Genomic DNA, 18,503 nt, shown 5'->3' with positions numbered 1-18,503 from the left:
ATTCTGCGCTTTAATCTGTATTGTACCATAAAATATAAAAAAATACAAAAATTGATTGCGTTGTTTTCAGCTATTATATACATTTGAATGCTGAGTAAAATATTTATTGGCCAAAAAAATCACAATATGGGATAAAACTCTACGTTATCTAAACATCAGTTTTATGAGCAAAAGGGTAGGACCTAAAGACAGCGAACTTATTTCACAATATAGGAACGGAAGTGAGATTGCTTTTGAGAAGTTGGTGGACAAATACAAGTCCCGGGTTTACACTACTATTTTGATGATAGTAAAGGAACAAGGAGTAGCAGAGGATCTGCTGCAGGACGTTTTTGTAAAAGTAGTTCAGACGCTTAACTCAGACCGTTATAACGAAGAGGGAAAATTCCAGCCATGGCTAATGAGAATCGCTCATAATCTGGCGATCGATCACTTCAGAAAGATGAAGCGGTACCCGGCGGTGGTCATGGAGGATGGCTCCAACATTTTCAATACGCTGCATTTCGCGGAAGAAAACGTTGAAGACATGAAAGTCAAGGACGAAACTTACGATTTGGTCAGGCAGTTGATCGACGAGCTTCCTGAAAACCAGAAGCAGGTATTGATGATGCGCCATTATATGGATTTGAGTTTTCAGGAAATTGCAGAGCAGACGGGAGTGAGTATCAATACGGCCTTAGGAAGGATGCGCTACGCTTTGATCAATTTGAGAAAGAAACTTAAACAAATAAATATCGCCTATGACCAAATCTTCTACCCAAAATGACCTGATAAGGTACATTTATCAGGAAATGACGGAGTACGAGAATGAACAATTTGTGCATGCCATGCAGAAAAACCCTGTGCTGATGCAGGAGTATATTGATATGTTAGGCACGATAGATCATTTGGACCGTCTCATTCTCAACCCCTCGGAGAAAATTGTTAGAGCCATAAAAAGAAAGGCCCAATCCAAAGGACTGGAAAAAGTTTAAACACCAACAACACCCTTAAAAAAGATGTTTTTCCTGCCGTATCATGATGCGGCAGGTTTTTTTATGGCTGTCAGAAATTAACCCTCCCGAAGATGGATCAAACAACAATTCTGACGATTCGGGTTAAAGTGTCCAGGAATGTCCAAACAAGCCCGGGACAGGTTTTCACAGCCTGCCCCGTCCCGGATTGCCCGGATCCGAATTCGGGGATTGACACGATGGGTTTAATTGAACAATGTGTACCGCCTCAGACCTTAAATATAGTCCTAAAAAAACAGTTTTTTTTTTGTCATCAATATTTGCTAAATAAAGGATATTAAAAGTAAGTTTACCCTACTATGTTAAAAAAAGACAGATACGCGGCGTTCGTTGACCATTTTTCAAGTAAAATGCCCCTTCCCGAAACGGAACTGCATTATGAAAACCCGTACCAACTGTTGATAGCGGTGATTCTCAGTGCCCAGTGTACGGATAAACGTATCAATATGGTCACCCCGGCCGTATTTAGGGATTTCCCCACTCCCCTTCATCTGGCCAACAGTAACTTTGATGAGCTGTTTCCCTATATTAAATCCGTTTCTTACCCCAATAATAAGACCAAGCATTTGCTGGGAATGGCCAAAATGCTGGTGGAGGAATTCAACGGAGAAATACCGTCAACCGTCAAGGACTTGATCAAATTGCCCGGCGTGGGACGCAAAACGGCAAATGTAATCACCAGCGTGGTTTGGAACCAGCCGAACATGGCGGTGGATACCCACGTTTTCAGGGTGTCCAAGCGGATAGGCCTGGTGCCTCAAAACGTGAAAAGCCCGCTTGGGGTGGAGAAAAATTTGTTGCGCCACCTTCCCAAGGACGTGGTTCACAAAGCCCATCACTGGCTTATTTTACATGGCAGGTATGTATGTGTGGCGAGAAGACCCAAGTGTGATATCTGCGATATAACCCATTTTTGCAGGTATTATGAAAAGAACAGAGCCCAAATTGAGTTGGAGAATGTACTTTCTGATAAATCCAAATAATGAATGTGCGGGATAAACCTTGTCTTGAACGCCCGGAAGGGGGATATAGCCATTCACCGAATGATGGAAGCCACCAAACACCGGGGGCCGGATCATTCGTCATGGGTCGGGATCAACGAAAAGGTGTTTATTGCGGGAAATAGGCTGAAAATATTGGATCTCCGGGATGTGGCCAACCAGCCCCTCCTGTCGGATGATGGAAAGCTGGCTTTGGTATGGAACGGTGCCTTATATAATTATCAGGAACTGCGTAACCGGCTGCTTGAAAGGGGGGAAGCGTTCAGAAGCCATTCTGACGGAGAAGTGTTGCTTAAATGGCTTGGTGCTTTTGGGAGCGAAGGCATTAAACAGCTACGGGGAATGTTTGCCATTGTTTTTGTGGACAGCAACAAAAAACAAGTGCTTTTGGCCAGAGATCCCGTAGGAATGAAACCCCTTTATTATTATCACAGAGACCATGTTTTGCTTTGTTCGTCTGAGTCGAAAAGCATCCTCCTCTCGGGCTTGGTTTCTGCTACGGTAGACAGGAAACAATATGCCCCTTACTTTTATTGCCGTCACGGTATGCCCGATGCGTCATTTTTTGAGGACCTTCTTCAGGTACTGCCGGGTGAGGTAAAGTTATATGGATTTGAGGGGCAACATATTGCTTCCCATCAGCTGGAGATGGAACAACATGCTGAGCAAACCCCCACAAAGGAGGTTTTCAAGGAACTCCTGACGGATGCGGTACTTCGGCAGTTTCATGCAGATGTACCTGTAGGCGTACTCTTGAGCGGCGGAGCCGACAGCAGCCTGCTCTATCAGCTGTGGTACAAAGAAACAGGCATTCCCCTTCATACTTATACCGTGGGATTTGGGAAGGCGTACCGGGATCAATACGATGATGCGTCTTTTGCGGCAGAAGTGGCTGGAAAATATCCGGGCGCCCATCATGAAATCCAGGTCGACCCTCAGACCGTATTGGAGGTTTGGCCGGAATATGTCAAAACCCTGGATCAGCCTGTGGGTGACAGCGCCAGTATATTGACTTGGATACTTGCCCGCGAAGCCAACAAACAGGTGAAGGTATTGGCCAGCGGTGCGGGAGCAGATGAGTTGTTCGGTGGGTATAACCGACATAAGGCTTTCAGCCACTATCTTGCACGTCCCGTTTTCTGGAATTTTCTGTCCCGGCTAAATTTGGAAAAAATCCCGCTTGGCCGGGAAAAGCGGAAATTTCTGGCATCGATCCATGCCAGTCCCGAAAGGACGTTTATGAATTTCTCAGCGCTAGGGAATTTGCCGGATTCTTTGGCCACCCAGTTGCGGCCCTATTATCCCCGACAGCTTTCGGATTATAAGGCTGCCCTGGAGTGGGACAGGACCTTTTATCTGGTCAATGATGTGCTTAAAATCCACGACAATGCCTGCATGGCCCACGGAATTGAGGGCAGAGCGCCTTATTTGGACTGGTCTTTGGTGTCTCTCAGCCGGGGGATGACCGAAGCCGAACATTTGAGACGGAGGAACAAGATATGGATCAGGGAACTGCTTCGCGAGGAAGGGTTAGGCCGGGTGGCTGACCGCAGGAAACTGGGATTCGGCTTGCCGATAAGAGAATGGATCCGTGACAATAAAAATTTCAGGGAAACTGTTTTTTCGGAGATTGGTGCGTTTGAAAAAAAACACGGGAATGCTTTTCCTCCGGTGATGCGCAAAATAGCTCAAAATCCGGTGTCCTATTACAAGGAAGGATTTCTATTTGTTTGGAACCTGTTCGTATTGTCTTCCTGGATCAGGGAAAACGGCTTATGAGAATCATTTATATTCACCAATATTACCTTACACCTCGGGAGGGAGGGGCTATACGCTCCTACCACCTTTCGAAAGGCATGGCAGCAGCAGGGGTTGAGGTGGAAGTGATCACCGCGCACAATGCCCCCGATTACAAATGTGTAGCATTTGATGGGGTAAAGGTACATTATCTTCCGGTGCCTTATGACAACGCTTTTGGCGTGTTAAAAAGAATGGGGGCATTTTATGCATTTGTGAGGAAGGCAAAAGCTCTTATCTTTCAAATGGTCAAACCCGATCTGTTTTTTATCACCTCCACACCCCTGACTACCGGGATCATCGGCTTATGGGCAAAAAGAAAGTGGGGGATCCCTTATGTGTTTGAGGTAAGGGACCTTTGGCCCGAGGCACCGGTTCAACTTGGCGTAATCCGTAACCTGTTTTTGAAGAAATACCTCTATGGACTTGAAGAGAAGATTTATGGCAATGCCCAAAAAATTGTCGCCTTGTCGCCCGGCATAGAAAAATACATCCACAAAAAATGTCGGGAGGCAAGTATCGCGGTAATCCCGAATTTTGCTGACATGGATTTTTTTCAGAGCGAACTGGCCAATCCCGACGTACTGGAGTTACAGCCGGAAAAACTCACCATCGCCTATACTGGGGCCGTAGGGAAGGTCAACGGCCTTGAAAGTTACCTGCAGCTCGCTGCAGAGGCACAAAAACTCGGTAAACCATGGCAGTTTGTGCTTATGGGGAAGGGGGCCGAGCTGTCCAGTTTAAAAAAACGCAGCAAGCAGTTGGGGCTTTTGAATTTCCATTTCCTCTCCTATGGTGACAAAAACGCTGTCCGGGATTTACTGGCTTTTTCAGATTTGGTTTACATTTCTTTCCAAGACCTGCCAGTATTAAGGACCAGCAGCCCCAACAAGTTTTTTGATGCCCTGGCGATGGGCAAGCCCGTCATAGTGAATTTCAAAGGCTGGCTATTGGATATGATCAAGCAAAACGATATGGGCAATTATCATGATCAAGAGGATAGCAGCAAGATATTGTCTTATATCCAATCCCTGGAAGAGGATCCCGCGATGCTGGAAAGGGCCGGGAAAAATGCCGAAAGGTTGGCCGAATCCAGGTTTTCAAAAAAAGAAGCGGTCTCGCGATTGCTTGATTTTTTGGATAGCTGAACCATGCTTTTCAAATGGTTTATCTGGGCTTGTATCCTGAGCGTTTGAAAATTTCCCTGGCGTTTTGCTGATCCATGACCTCTTGCAGGCTGAGGTCGTTGTTGAGCCGGTAATCATCCACGATGTTCCATCCCAGCCATCTGCCTATCCTGCCCGGGGCATCGGGACTGATTTCATCCGTAAACGGCGCCTCTCCCGTATATTTTCTTATTTCAAAGGGGTTGGTCTCGAAAAGCAGTTCATTTTCTATAAAATGGGCCCAGATCATTTGCTCGTTGGCATAGCTGCCGACAATTTCCTTTGTCTCATAACCTATAATGTACTCATCAGGCGTACAGGGCAAAATGGTTTTGGTGAAATGGTAAGCCTTCCCGTAAAAGATCATTTCAGCCAGTAAGGTGTTGTCCCTCAGATCTGTTTTGTTGAAACGGGAAGAAATGGCGGTCACCAATGTGGGAACCAGATAGTCCCTTTCGTACCTTTTTGCGATGTATTCAGGGAGGTCCAAAGGCTGAAAACGGTGATCAGCCGGGAGGTAATAATCCAGACCAATGATGATAAGGTCTTCTGTGACTACCAGGTCCGATCCAAATCCACTCACAAAGGTATATACTTTGGGGGGATCAAATTGTGGGTAGTAATACTTAATCGCCTTGAACGCCAGAATAAGCTCTTGCTCTATGTCTTTCATATCGGGAAAATGGGCCATTACTTCCTGATACAGTTCCTGCATACCCGGATCAGTATGGATTTGATAAAGTCCAGCGGCCAGTTCTTCCTTATTTTCATATTCCATCGGTTCAAAGTACATCTTGGAAAATTCGGAAAAGGCCTCTAGATTGTATCGTATGTTTTCCTCAGTGATGTCTTCAAAAAAGTTTTTCTCCATCCTCTGGATTTCTATAGAAAGGGGGATTTCCAGAATTTCATCGGGAAGACGACAGTCGGCCGGTTTTTTTTTACAGGCAAAGACCCCCAAAAAAAACAATACGACCGGTAGATACTTTATTTTTTTCATAGTTGACTCCAAAAATAGTGGATTCTTTTGTCTAAAACAGTTTAAAATGGCTTAGAGTTGTTTTCGTAAAGCGTTTTTTATAAAAGAATGTTTTCGTTTCAAAAGGAAGGGATGGCTTTCGGCAATAAATTTCTTCCATCACTTTCTTCCGGCTTCAAACCGTCACGGATGTCTTTTTGGCTCCACAGTAATTTTCTCCACTCAAAATCACCCTCCATAATGTCGTTTTTGACCCTTTTCAATGTAATGGGAAGCCTATAAATTGCATGATATTATCTAATTCAATATTGATTTAACCCTAAACCAAATTCGTCATGGAAACAGCAGATAAAACGAAAATCAATGTTCAGGCCACAATCAATGCGCCTGTGGAAAAAGTATGGCAGTTTTGGACTGACCCTGAACATATCATCCATTGGAACCAGGCCTCTGATGACTGGCATACTCCCCGTGCGGAAAATGATCTCCGCGAAGGCGGCCGCTTTCTTTCCCGGATGGAAGCCAAGGATGGAAGCCAGGGCTTTGATTTTGGAGGGACGTATGATGAAATCATACTACATAAACGTATAGCCTATACCATGGATGATGAAAGAAAAGTGGTAGTGGATTTTGATGGGAATGGTTCGGAAACCCATGTCAGCACAGTTTTTGAAGCAGAAAATACCTTTTCCGTGGAAATGCAGCGGACTGGCTGGCAGGCCATTTTGGACAATTTCAAATCCTATGTGGAATCAATGGCCGAATTTGTGCCGCTGGAGTTTGAAATAACCATTGCTGCGCCCGTAGGTAAGGTATACGATACGATGTTAGGAGGCAAAAGCTATGAAGAATGGACATCGGTTTTTATGCCGGGATCCCACTTTAAAGGCTCGTGGGATAAAGGTTCCAAGATTTTATTTTTGGCACCCGGCGAAAATGGGGAAATGGGCGGAATGGTCAGCCGCATCAAGGAAAACATTCCGAACCAATTTGTGTCCATAGAACACCTCGGTGTTGTCGATAATGGCAAGGAAATCACCGAAGGCCCAGAAGTGGAATCTTGGGCAGGTGGTCTGGAAAATTATACCTTCCGGGAAGAAAATGGTCAGACAGTGGTGACCGTCAACATGGATTCCACCAGGGAATTCAAAGATTATTTTCAGGAAACCTGGCCCAAGGCCCTTGAGAAACTGAAGGAAATTTGTGAACAGTAGATGATGAATGCCGGAAGTACCGGTATGTTTTTCGGTACCTCCGGCAATTTTTTGGCCTTTAACTTCTCAGGGTTTCCAAAATCAGCTCTGGCGGTGAATTGGTGGTTATTTTGTCAAAGTCACCTCTTATTACTTTTAACGCATAGACTTCTTCATCTATTTCCCTCCGGGTTCTTACACCCAGCGCCCTGAGTAGGGGAAGCGGCGGGCACCACCCTTGCAAGCCGTGTTGCAATAAGAATCCTGCCACAATGCCTGAAAGCGCAAACCATTTGTTATTAACGAATTTCCCCATCAGCACACCGGCGAGCATCAGTGAAGACGCATTCACTTCCAATACCCTTTCTATATCCCATTCTTCTTTGAGATCAAGCAGACGGCCTGAAATCTGGCTTGCCGTCATGTTTCTATACCTTTGGATGTAGTCAAGGATTCTCCTGTCGAATTCCTTATTCGCTTCTTCGGAAGTGGTTTTTCTTACCCTTCCTTCAATATTATTGGTTTGTAGGTCCATAACAGTTGGTTTTTTGAGTTAATTGAAATGAAGTGTAATTGTCCTCAAAAAACATGCAAGGAATGTTTTCTTGATAAATACCATCTAATTTATGGATGTAACTGTAAACGAATCAAGTAAAAACATGCCTTTTGGACTAATTATTCCAAAAGCGTTCGTTGTTTGGATTATTTGAATTCATATTCTGTCCCGGGTACATTAGAAAAAGAATAGGCCTCCAAATCTAAACTTAGGGCCCGGCCATCCAAAACGGGAGAGACGGGACTGTGCTCCTGCAAATAATCCTCAACCACATCATGAATAGTATAATCCATGACTTCGACATCTTTGGTGTTCGGAAGCCTGCACAACATGTGGTGTGGATCCCCTGGTCTTTCACAGGCGGAGACCGTATAAACTTCGTCGTTTTGCATGGGTTGACCACTCACTTCTATGGAGACGATGCGCTCTCCGTCTGGTTTTTGGCTGTTGAAGGTGACGGTCATACCGGAAAACCGGACCAGCCACCCTCCAAACCGCTCCGATGGATCTTGGGCAAATACATTGTTCATTTCTTTTTCCAGCCAATCCCTAATTTGTTTGCCGGTAGCTTTCCCCATTTTCACTTTTTCGTTGACAGGGAGCAAGTTCCATAAATTGGCGCGGGTGATAGGGGCGGGTCCTCCATTCTCAGGGACAATTGGATTTCCAAACCGGAAACCATTGGAAATTGAAATGTCTGCACCTGTTTTCCATCGGGCAGCATCGGTGATCATATTATCCATTGGGTTTTCTACTGTGAGGTACCGGAAAAGTGGCGTTTCGGTATAGCCAATCACTGTTTCCAGATGATCTTTGTATGGAGCTTTCGCTTCCTCCACCAGACGATGGATTTCCGGATCGGCGGGATATTTTTCGGGGTCCACCTCCAGCAATTCATATTCTTCCCCTACAATTTTACCATCTACAAGGTGTAAAATGAGTTTTCCGACGAAGGAGCCAAAAGCCCCCGGCTCAGTGACTTTGGCAAATTTACCTTCTATAGGTCGCCGCACCCTCTCATGGGTGTCATTTCCCAGGATATAATCCACGTCTTTGGCCATTTCACTGTTGGCCAATTCCACCTGTTTGAAAATACCGATATGGGTTACCATAAAAAGGACATCCACCTTTTTATGGTGTTTCACCTCTTTGATTAGCTTTTCCACATTTTTGTCCAAGCCGGTAAAATCCATTCCTTTGCTAAAGGAAGGGTTCTGACGTTCTGGGACATCGGGATCGTTGATGCCGATAAAGCCGATTTTAACCCCTTCAATTTCCTTTATCCAGTATGCGGGAAAAAGTGCATCCCCATCTTTTTCGCTAAACATGTTTTGTGCGATTACTGGGGTTCCATAGGCATTCAAAACATTCATCATTGATTCTTTCCCGTACACTACCTCCCAGTTGCCGGGGATAAGCAAATCATATCCCATGTTGCGGATGATTCCAGGGAAGATGCTGCCTTGTGAAAGAGCGGCATAGCCGCTTCCTTGTATCAAATCTCCTCCATCTACAATAAGGGTTCTGCCTGGATTTTTTTGTCGTTCTTTGTCGAAGAGTGTCTTGATGTGTGCCAACCCCCCTCTGGTTTTAAATATAATGCTGTCGTTTTCCCAGAATAGCTCCGGATGTGGGTCTAATTGGCCGTGGATATCCGCGGTTTGTAATATGGTAACACTTACCGTGTCTTTGGCCATATGCTCTGATTGGATTTCCGCTTTGATCTGAAGACTCGTGAATACACCCCATCCCCATAGGATCAACAACAGTATTATCTTATTTTTACTTGATTTCATTTTTCGTTTCTTTACAATTCAATGCTTAGGTAACCTTTTTTCTGAAGCTGAAAACTGTATAAAATTCCGTTTTCCACAATTTCCAATCCCTCAGGCAGTTCATCCCGATCCACTTCAAATTTTTCCAGGGAAAATCCGCAGATCACTAATTGTATGTTTGACTGCTCAGCTTTATCGGTGAATTTTTTCATCATAGGCTTATCAGTCAACTCATTGACGGTTTGGCCACAGATAACAACTTGAAAATCCCCAAATCCCGGACCATCTTCTGTCGCTAAGGCCTCTGCGGTTAAAATGATAGGTTGTAACTGCTGAATTTGTTTGGTAAGGACCAGATAGTTATAGTGTTCATATTGCTCCTGTGTTTGTGCTTTGCCCGAATGATTGAGAACGAACAGGAAGAGGGCCATACTGATTACAAATAAGTTTTTCATGGTTTAGTTTTATTGGAGTTTTCAAAATCGTTTATAATGAAGAATAATAAGCCTCCCATAATGGCTATATTCTTGAACAGGGGACCCATTGTCGACACCGATCCTACTTGAATTGTAAGTGTGATAGGAATGAGGATTAAGGCCCGGACCGCTGCAGCCCATTTGGTTTTAAAGTCAATCATTAAACTGAGACCTGCTACCAACATACCTGTTCCGGATGCGATGACCAGAAATTGGTGTCACCAAAGAGGTGGGCAATACCTTTGAATTTGGCCTTATCTATTCTGTGGACTGTTTTTTCCACATTGAACAGGTGGCTAGAACCTGCCACCAAAAATATGCAGCTTAACATTATCCGGAGTATGCTTATCGATAAGAGGCTGATTGAGGTGTGCTTCATGTGTTTATAATTGTTTTTTAACGTCCACATAGCCTGTCCCAGCCTGCCCCGAACTGTTTTCGGGGAACCTGATTCGGGAGAACCTCGCATGTTTTCCCAATAGGTATCGGGGCATGCCAGCGTGTGACGTTTTCACCATGCTCTGCATAAGAATGTGATTTTATATACCACTTGTTCCCCTTAACCTGAATGGATCTTTGGCTGCAAGCCTGACCAGAAGGGCAAGCGGAATAATTGATAAAGTTGAAAAAATTAAAGTTGGGGAGGTGGGGGGTTGTATTCTATAATTGCAGCAATGGTTGCGCATTGATACTGGTGGTAAGAATTGCTGAATTCAGTGGGAGTCGGTTTTTCCTTCTTAATCTCTGGGGAAAATAAGGGAGTACAAAAACTTTTAACCTCAATTGAGACAGTGTCGGGTGTCTCATTGAAATTTTCTGTTTCGTGGGACACAATCTTCTTTTTACAAAAAGGCTTTACTATGGAAATGGCCTCATTGCCATAAATCCCGCTTAGGAGATGGGTATCTAAGGCCAAAAGTTTTCCCAGAAACAATACTGCAAATATAAGCGATATGTGGGTTTTTGAATTCACTTGAAATGCAATGTTAACAAATATGGGCAAAACAAACTGTGACTTATGTCACGTAAGGTTTCGATTAACCTGCTCCCACCATTACCCTGACCCAAATGGCCAGCATGGCTGCTACAAAACAAAAAAATACGGCGTGCCAGTATTTTAGCCAAGAAAATAGGATGGCCAGCAGGCCGATAATTAAAAACAGAAATCCAAATACGAAGGCAGCTGTTTCTGTAATGACACCGGTTGTGGAAAGGATATGGATATTTTCGGGGATTTCAGCATTATCCGGATCCAGGCCGTTCCTTATTTTCCACCCTTCCTTCAGATGGGCATAGGCCAACACCAGCGAACTCAATATACTGGCCAAACTGATGATAAGCCTGTTGATCATAGAGAGAGGAAATAAGCCCCGGCATACCGCCGGGGTGATTGTGTTATAAAACGATGTTGACGATTTTTCCAGGTACTACAATTACCTTTTTCGGGGTTTTTCCGTCAATCCATTTTTGCAAAGCTTCATGTTCCAATGCACGCTTTTCTATTTCCTCTCTGGACAAGTCAAGGGGTAAGCTTACTTTTGCCCGCATTTTGCCGTTGATGGAAACAGGGTACTCATGAGACTCTTCGGTAAGGTATTTTTCGTCCGCCCGTGGGTAGGTTGCCTGAATGATGGAAGTCGTGTGTCCCAGTTTTTCCCATAACTCTTCTGCTATATGTGGCGCATAGGGGGAGAGAATGATCAGAAAAGGTTCGAGTATTTCCCTTTTGTTACATTTTAACGCGGAAAGCTCGTTCACGCAGATCATAAAAGTGGAGACAGAGGTGTTAAAGGAATGCCTTTCAATGTCCTCTTCCACTTTTTTTATGGCTTTGTGTAGTGACTTAAGCTCCTCTTTGCCGGCTTTTGCATCGGATATATTCCAATTACCCCGGTTATCATAAAACAACCGCCACAGTTTTTTCAGGAATTTAAAAACGCCGTCAATACCGTTGGTGTTCCAGGGTTTGAACTGCTCCAAGGGTCCCAAAAACATTTCGTATAACCTGAGCGTGTCCGCGCCATACCGGTCGATCACATCATCCGGATTTACTACATTGTATTTGGACTTCGACATCTTTTCAACTTCCGACCCGCAGATATACTTCCCGTCTTCCAGGATAAATGCTGCATCAGCCAGGTCCGGACGCCACTGTTTAAAAGCCGCGAGGTCCAACTGGTCGTGATGTACGAGGTTAACATCCACGTGCATGGCAGAAGTATCGTACTGGTCGGCAAGGTTATAAGAGACAAAAGTATTGCTTCCTTTGACCCTGTACACAAAATTGGATCGGCCCTGTATCATGCCCTGGTTGATCATTTTGCGAAAAGGCTCATTGATAGGGACGAAGCCCCGGTCATAAAGGAATTTGGTCCAAAAACGGGAATAAAGCAGGTGTCCGGTAGCATGTTCGGCCCCGCCTATGTACAGGTCCACCGCGCCCCAATACCCGGCGGCTTCCTTGCTGACAAATGTATTTTGGTTTTTGGGATCCATATACCTGAAAAAGTACCAGCTTGATCCTGCCCAGCCCGGCATGGTACTTAATTCCAAGGGGAATTCACCCTCTTCGCTTTTATACATCCAGTTTTTGGCCCTTCCCAAAGGCGGTTCACCGTCTTCCGTGGGCAGGTATTTATCTATGTCCGGAAGCCTCAAAGGCAGATCCTCTTCCTTCATCAAATAAGGCAGGCCGTCTTTAAAATAGACAGGCAGCGGCTCGCCCCAGTACCGTTGCCGCGTAAAGATGGCATCCCGCATTTTGTATTGGATTTTGCCTTTGCCTATTTTCTTTTCTTCCAGAAAATCGATGGCTTTATCCATTGCTGCCTGCATCTCCAAACCATTCAGGAAATCCGAGTTCATGATGGTACCTCCTTTTCCAGGGAAGGCCCCTTCTTCCATGCTGCCTTCTATGACCTGTCGGATCTCCAGGCCAAAATATTTGGCGAAATTATAATCCCGTTCATCATGGGCGGGAACGGCCATGACAGCCCCCGTGCCATAGCCGGCAAGCACATAATCGGCAATCCATATGGGTATCCTTTCCCCGTTAAATGGGTTGATGGCATAGCTGCCCGTAAAGGTGCCTGAAATGGTTTTGACATCGCTCATCCGGTCTCTTTCGGACCTGTTTTTGGCCTGGGAAACGTATTCCTGAACAGCCTCCCTTTGCGCTGCTGTGGTGAGTTCCTCCACCAGTTCGTGCTCCGGTGCAAGTACCAAAAAAGTGACGCCATAAATGGTGTCTATACGCGTGGTGAAGACCTTGATTTGGCGGGGGTGGTCCTCTATGGCAAATACCATTTCAGCACCCACGGATCTTCCTATCCAATTGCGTTGCATCTCTTTCACAGGCTCTGGCCAGTCGAGAGGGTCCAAATCCTGCAACAGTCTTTCGGCATAGGCAGTGATGCGCATGTTCCATTGCATCATTTTCTTCCGTTCGACGGGGTGGCCACCTCTTTCGGAAAACCCGTCTTTCACCTCATCATTGGAAAGCACCGTCCCCAGAGCAGGGCACCAGTTGACGGTGGTTTCGGCCAGAAAAGTCAGGCGGTACTGCAACAGTACCTGCTGTTTGGTTTTTTCATCATAAGCATGCCATTCATCGGCCGTGAAATCCGATGTTTCCTCATCACATACCGCATCCACTTGGACGTTGCCGTGTTGTTCAAACTCAGCTACGAGATCGTGGATAGGGCGGGCCTTATTGGCCTTGTTGTCATAGTAACTTTCAAACAACTGCATAAAGATCCACTGGGTCCACCGGTAATAATCGGGATCAGAGGTCCTTACCTCTTTTTCCCAATCAAAGGCAAAACCTATGTTTTTTAGCTGTTCTGTATATCTTTTGATGTTTTCTTCGGTGGTGATCGCGGGGTGTTGCCCTGTCTGTATAGCATATTGTTCCGCGGGCAATCCGAATGAATCATACCCCATAGGATGGAGTACGTTGTATCCTTTCAGCCGCTTGAATCTGGTAACAATATCAGAGGCAATGTATCCCAGGGGGTGGCCCACATGAAGCCCGGCCCCTGAAGGGTAAGGGAACATATCCAGGGAATAGAACTTTGGTTTTTGAGGATCCACCTGGGCATTGAACAACCGGGAGGATTCCCAGTGCTTCTGCCATTTTACTTCTATTTCTCTAAAATTGTATTCAGACATCTTGCTTTGGATAAATACTTGATGAAAATGGTCTCAAAATTAAAAAAAATAATCCGTAATCATTTCCATAGCCGAAACCGAGAACACTATAATTTGGGAAATGGTAAAAAAACAGTGTGTTTTTTACCAAAATCTAAACCCTCTGCCCCGGTTTCTGAAAATCCAGTTGTCCCAGATATCCTGGGAAAAGTAAATTTCCACTCCGAAATTCAGTGAAAAATAACCGTCATATTTGGCTCCGGGTTCATTGAGTCGGGGATCCCCACTGCCCCTTCTGGGCTTGCCTTCGCTGGATCGTATCAAGTCCACATTGGGTTCCCCGTTTTCTAGCAGGTACCGGGGCTGTCTCACCGAAAGTCTTAGTCTGTCAGGGTTATTGCCGCTGACATAATCCTCGATCAGCTCTTCATAAAACCCTGACATATTAAATGAACTGATATCGTCAAGATAGTCCGTCATGGTAAAACGGTAGTTTCCCTCTATAAAAAAATCCATATAAACATTGACCTTGTATTTCAAACCCAGCCCCATAGGGAATACCATGACAATTCCCGGATAGGCTTCCCCTTCTGTTTTATAAGGTCTCAGGGGTATCCATTCCCCCCGGTAATTCGTGTAGGGATTATTCGTGGTGGCGCCTATTCCCAAAAACACATAGGGGTTCAGGAATTCCCGGGTGATATTGTAGAGCTTCACCGGTTTGTAGTAATATTCAAGCAGAAAAGCGGCTTCCCAGTTTCTGGCCCTGAAATTAAGGTGTCGGGGAAAACGATGGCTTCGCGGGTCCGCTTTTTCGTCTCTGCCTGCAATCTGGTAGTAGGTGACATCAGTTCTGGCCTTCATCCGGGTGCCAAAAGTATAACGGGCACTGAAAGCGGCATTGTAATCCGGCTGTACGCCCTCATAATATCTCCATAAAGAATAAAGGTCACCGAAATATTGGGTTGGGCCCATTTGAAGAGAAAAAGACCATGGTTCCTCAAACCTGAACCTGTATATACTTTGTGCCTCCAAACCAGATATCCCCACAGCACAAAAAATAGCTAAAAACAGGATGAATTTGTTCATATAAAATAAACCATGTAAATCACTCTTCTCTTTAATCGATTGGTTTTAAACGGCCTAATATAAAGCAAAAGCCCTCTAAAAAAAAATCAGGAAGTTTTAAAGTTCTCCAATCCGGAGCGTATATGAAGGTCTCTTTGGGGATAGGGAATCTCCACATTTTCCTCGCGGAACCTTCTGAAAATTTCATAGTAAAGCTGGCTCTTTAATACCTTCGGCTTATTCGTGTATTCAGATGTCCAAATTCTTAATATAAAATCGATGCTGCTGTCATTGTATGCCTCAAACAATACATCCGGTGCAGGATGGGAAAGTACACCTTTGTTTTCCCTGGCAACCTCTAATAAAATTTTTTTTATTTTTTGCGGATCCTCTTTATACGCTACACCTACAGGGATATTGAACCGGATATTTCGGTCGTTATGGGACCAGTTGACCACGGTACTGTCGATGAACTGGCTGTTGGGCACGATGATGGAGATGTTGTCATTGGTAAGGATCATCGTGGACCGTGCGGATATCTTGATCACATCACCGTACACATCATTCACCTCAATACGGTCTCCGATTTTAATGGGCCTTTCAAAGAGGATAATGAGGCCGCTGATGAAATTATTGGTGATGTTTTGCAAACCAAAACCTATACCCACACCGATGGCACCAGCCAGAATGCCCAGGGCGCTCAGGTCCACGTTACTGTTTTGGAGGATGGTCCCCAAGCCAATAATGATCAGGATGTATTTGATAATGGTGGCAATGGACTGTCTGATGCCCACCTCCAATTTGTACCGCGTCAAAATACGATTGGCCAGGAATCTGCGGATAAATTCCGCGGCGATGAACAGAATAGAAATGGAGACGGCAAGGCCGAGAAGCAACCCGATTGTCAGTTTCGTTTCGCCCACCATGATGATTTTCAGGTTCAGAAAATCATTGAAGTGTTCTAGGAATGTGCTAAAACCACCTTCTCGAATATCCTGTAGGCGTTGTTTCATTGCAAAGATTTCAGTGTTCTTCCCGTTCTTTGTACTACATTTGCTTAAAATTAACTTTTTTGCACATTTTTTGATTTAATATTGGGAAACTTTTTAAGTATTCAGGTATGGAACAGGTGTTTTTTGTTGGATTTGGCCCGGTTCACGTGAAGAATAATAAAGGTTTGGGGTATGTTTTAGGCCAATGGGCGGAAATTGTTGTTTAATTTTGCAGTATGAGTAAGCAAAAGGAAGAATTAGAACACAGATTAAAGCTGAGGAACATCAAGCACTCCGATTACGAGGATATCCGGGGGATCATGGTGACCATTTATAAAAACCAGGGGATGGCCTGGTCAAAGGAAGAGTTTAAAAACCAACTCAATGCTTTTCCGGCGGGCCAGATATGCATAGAGGACAACGGCAAGGTCGTGGCAGTGGCCCTGAGTCTGATTGTGGATTATTCCAAATTCGGGGACAGCCATACCTATGACGAGATTACAGGTTACGGCAAATTTAATACCCACGATGACGATGGGGATACCTTGTATGGTACCGATGTTTTTGTTGTCAAGGAATACAGAGGGCTGAGATTGGGGAGAAGGTTATATGATGCCAGAAAGGAACTTTGCGAAAACCTGAATTTAAGGTCCATTATAGCCGGAGGAAGGATTCCGGGATACAACAAGTATGCGGATCAAATGACCCCGAGGAAATATATTGAATTGGTAAAAAACAAAGAGATCTTTGATCCTGTTTTGTCCTTTCAATTGGCCAACGGTTTTCACGTCAGAAAGGTGATCACTAAGTACCTTCCTGAGGATACTGATTCGCGTGCTTATGCGACCTTACTGGAGTGGATCAACATCTATTATGAGAAGGAAGAAAAGCTTATCGGCAATCAGAAAACCATCGTCAGGCTCGGGCTTGTCCAATGGAAAATGAGAAGGTTCAATGACGTGGATGACCTCATGCAGCAAGTGGAGTTCTTTGTGGATACCGTCTCGGATTATAAATCGGATTTCTGTCTTTTTCCGGAGTTTTTCAATGCCCCACTCCTGGCCGAATTCAACAAGATGGATGCCTCGGAAGCTATCCGTAACCTCGCGGACTATACCGAAGAAATCATTAACCGCGTGCGTGAACTTGCACTTTCCTATAATGTCAACATCATTGCAGGGAGCATGCCCGAATACGACGGGAAAAAGTTGCGGAATGTGAGTTATTTATGCAGGAGAGACGGTACCATGGACAAGCAATACAAGCTGCACATTACCCCGGATGAGCAGGCCTATTGGGGGCTCCAAGGAGGGAATGGGATAAAAGTATTCGATACGGATGCCGGAAGGATAGGGATTTTAATATGTTACGACGTTGAATTCCCGGAGTTGGGAAGGATATTGGCTGAAAAAGAAATGGACATCCTTTTTGTGCCTTTTTGGACAGATACCAAGAACGCCTATCTGCGGGTGAGTACCTGTGCCAAATCCCGGGCGATAGAGAACGAATGTTATGTGGCCATCACAGGGTCAGTAGGGAACCTGCCGCGGGTAGAAAACATGGATATCCAGCATTCTCAGGCTGCCATCTATTCGCCTTGCGATTTTTCATTTCCTCATGATGCCATTATCGCCGAAGCCTCCCTGAATACAGAAACCACCATTGTGGCAGACGTAGATCTTGACCTGTTGACAAAATTGAGAAAAACCGGCAGTGTAAGAAACCTGGCACAACGGAGACTGGATCTTTATTCTATACATTGGAAGAAAAAAAGATGACGGAATACCTGAAAGCAATCGACCATGAAATCGTCCGGAAAGCACAGCGGATAAAAATCCTTGTTTCTGATCTGGACGGTGTAATGACCGACGGGGGGATCATCATGGACGACCGGGGGGTGGAATACAAGAGGTTTCAGGTAAAGGACGGTCAGATCGTGGCGTATTTAAAGCAACATGGTATCCGGGTCGGCATCATATCAGGTAGGAACGTGCCTGTGGCGGCAAAGAGGTGTGAACAGATGGGAGTGGATTTCCACCATCATGGCGTCCGGGATAAACTTGCAATGGTCCGGGAGTTGGTGAAGGCTTATGGCTATGGGTTTGAACAATGTGCCTATATTGGTGATGATTTGATTGATATTGCTTTATTGGCCAAGGTGGGATTGTCTGCAGCTCCCGCGGATGCCATGCCTTATGTACGCGAGAGAGTCGATTTTATCACTTCTAAGAAGGGAGGGGAAGGCGCATTCCGGGAAGTGGCTGACTTGATTCTTTTAGCCCAGGGCAAAATGGAATCCGTTATCCGTTCCTGTATTCAATAAATAAAACTGTTTGAT

At 45.0% G+C, this 18,503-nt stretch carries 17 protein-coding genes; 8 read left to right on the top strand and 9 right to left on the bottom strand.

The window, feature by feature from the left end; genetic code table 11:
• The first annotated feature begins 163 nt into the window (after positions 1-163).
• The 5 genes from ACFPFU_RS00165 (at position 164) to ACFPFU_RS00145 (ending at position 4,959) form a co-directional block, all read left to right on the top strand.
• Entirely contained in the window at positions 164-766 is a 603-nt protein-coding gene (locus ACFPFU_RS00165; RefSeq protein WP_377060312.1) for an RNA polymerase sigma factor, read from the top strand.
• A complete protein-coding gene (locus ACFPFU_RS00160) occupies positions 741-974 on the top strand; it encodes a hypothetical protein (protein ID WP_377060310.1) in 234 nt (77 codons plus the stop codon). Before ACFPFU_RS00165 ends, ACFPFU_RS00160 begins: the two co-directional genes overlap by 26 nt.
• A gap of 338 nt (positions 975-1,312) precedes the next feature.
• Positions 1,313-1,996, top strand: coding sequence for an endonuclease III (gene nth / locus ACFPFU_RS00155; RefSeq protein ID WP_377060308.1), 684 nt, complete (start codon positions 1,313-1,315; stop codon positions 1,994-1,996).
• Positions 1,997-1,999: 3 nt separating this feature from the next.
• Entirely contained in the window at positions 2,000-3,793 is a 1,794-nt protein-coding gene (gene asnB / locus ACFPFU_RS00150; protein ID WP_377060306.1) for an asparagine synthase (glutamine-hydrolyzing), read from the top strand.
• A complete protein-coding gene (locus ACFPFU_RS00145) occupies positions 3,790-4,959 on the top strand; it encodes a glycosyltransferase family 4 protein (protein ID WP_377060304.1) in 1,170 nt (389 codons plus the stop codon). The genes asnB and ACFPFU_RS00145 overlap by 4 nt, the downstream gene beginning before the upstream one ends.
• A 19-nt stretch (positions 4,960-4,978) precedes the next feature.
• Here the strand turns inward: ACFPFU_RS00145 and gldB are convergent, their stop codons facing one another.
• Entirely contained in the window at positions 4,979-5,977 is a 999-nt protein-coding gene (gene gldB, locus ACFPFU_RS00140; RefSeq protein WP_377060302.1) for a gliding motility lipoprotein GldB, read from the bottom strand.
• A gap of 314 nt (positions 5,978-6,291) precedes the next feature.
• Between gldB and ACFPFU_RS00135 the strand changes: the two genes are divergently transcribed.
• Positions 6,292-7,170, top strand: coding sequence for an SRPBCC family protein (locus ACFPFU_RS00135; protein ID WP_377060300.1), 879 nt, complete (start codon positions 6,292-6,294; stop codon positions 7,168-7,170).
• A gap of 58 nt (positions 7,171-7,228) precedes the next feature.
• Here the strand turns inward: ACFPFU_RS00135 and ACFPFU_RS00130 are convergent, their stop codons facing one another.
• The 8 genes from ACFPFU_RS00130 to ACFPFU_RS00095 form a co-directional block, all read right to left on the bottom strand.
• Positions 7,229-7,684 carry a YgaP-like transmembrane domain gene (locus tag ACFPFU_RS00130; protein WP_377060298.1) on the bottom strand — a complete coding sequence of 152 codons (456 nt, stop codon included), beginning with the start codon at positions 7,682-7,684 and terminating at the stop codon, positions 7,229-7,231.
• A 167-nt stretch (positions 7,685-7,851) separates the two neighbouring features.
• Complete coding sequence (locus ACFPFU_RS00125; protein WP_377060296.1) at positions 7,852-9,501, bottom strand: bifunctional metallophosphatase/5'-nucleotidase; 1,650 nt, start codon at positions 9,499-9,501, stop codon at positions 7,852-7,854.
• Positions 9,502-9,512: 11 nt separating this feature from the next.
• A complete protein-coding gene (locus ACFPFU_RS00120; RefSeq protein ID WP_377060294.1) occupies positions 9,513-9,935 on the bottom strand; it encodes a DsrE family protein in 423 nt (140 codons plus the stop codon).
• Positions 9,936-10,131: 196 nt separating this feature from the next.
• A complete protein-coding gene (locus ACFPFU_RS00115) occupies positions 10,132-10,335 on the bottom strand; it encodes a hypothetical protein (RefSeq protein ID WP_377060293.1) in 204 nt (67 codons plus the stop codon).
• A 658-nt stretch (positions 10,336-10,993) separates the two neighbouring features.
• Positions 10,994-11,308 (bottom strand): hypothetical protein, encoded by a 315-nt coding sequence (locus ACFPFU_RS00110; protein ID WP_377060292.1) that lies wholly within the window; start codon positions 11,306-11,308, stop codon positions 10,994-10,996.
• Positions 11,309-11,351: 43 nt separating this feature from the next.
• Positions 11,352-14,126, bottom strand: a complete 2,775-nt coding sequence (leuS, locus tag ACFPFU_RS00105; RefSeq protein WP_377060290.1) for a leucine--tRNA ligase — start codon at positions 14,124-14,126, stop codon at positions 11,352-11,354.
• 123 nt (positions 14,127-14,249) lie between these two features.
• On the bottom strand, positions 14,250-15,194 hold the full coding sequence (locus ACFPFU_RS00100) for a hypothetical protein (RefSeq protein WP_377060289.1): 945 nt from the start codon (positions 15,192-15,194) through the stop codon (positions 14,250-14,252).
• 86 nt (positions 15,195-15,280) lie between these two features.
• Positions 15,281-16,186 (bottom strand): mechanosensitive ion channel family protein, encoded by a 906-nt coding sequence (locus ACFPFU_RS00095; RefSeq protein WP_377060287.1) that lies wholly within the window; start codon positions 16,184-16,186, stop codon positions 15,281-15,283.
• A 215-nt stretch (positions 16,187-16,401) separates the two neighbouring features.
• On the opposite strand from ACFPFU_RS00095, the gene ACFPFU_RS00090 reads away from it, so the two are divergent.
• Both ACFPFU_RS00090 and ACFPFU_RS00085 read left to right on the top strand, forming a co-directional pair.
• Positions 16,402-17,943, top strand: coding sequence for a GNAT family N-acetyltransferase (locus tag ACFPFU_RS00090; protein WP_377060286.1), 1,542 nt, complete (start codon positions 16,402-16,404; stop codon positions 17,941-17,943).
• Positions 17,940-18,488 carry a KdsC family phosphatase gene (locus ACFPFU_RS00085; RefSeq protein WP_377060284.1) on the top strand — a complete coding sequence of 183 codons (549 nt, stop codon included), beginning with the start codon at positions 17,940-17,942 and terminating at the stop codon, positions 18,486-18,488. The genes ACFPFU_RS00090 and ACFPFU_RS00085 overlap by 4 nt, the downstream gene beginning before the upstream one ends.
• The last annotated feature ends 15 nt before the right edge of the window (positions 18,489-18,503 follow it).

The organism is Negadavirga shengliensis (assembly GCF_042652345.1).
GTDB lineage: Bacteria > Bacteroidota > Bacteroidia > Cytophagales > Cyclobacteriaceae > Negadavirga > Negadavirga shengliensis.
This window is presented reverse-complemented; position numbering and strand designations above follow the sequence as displayed.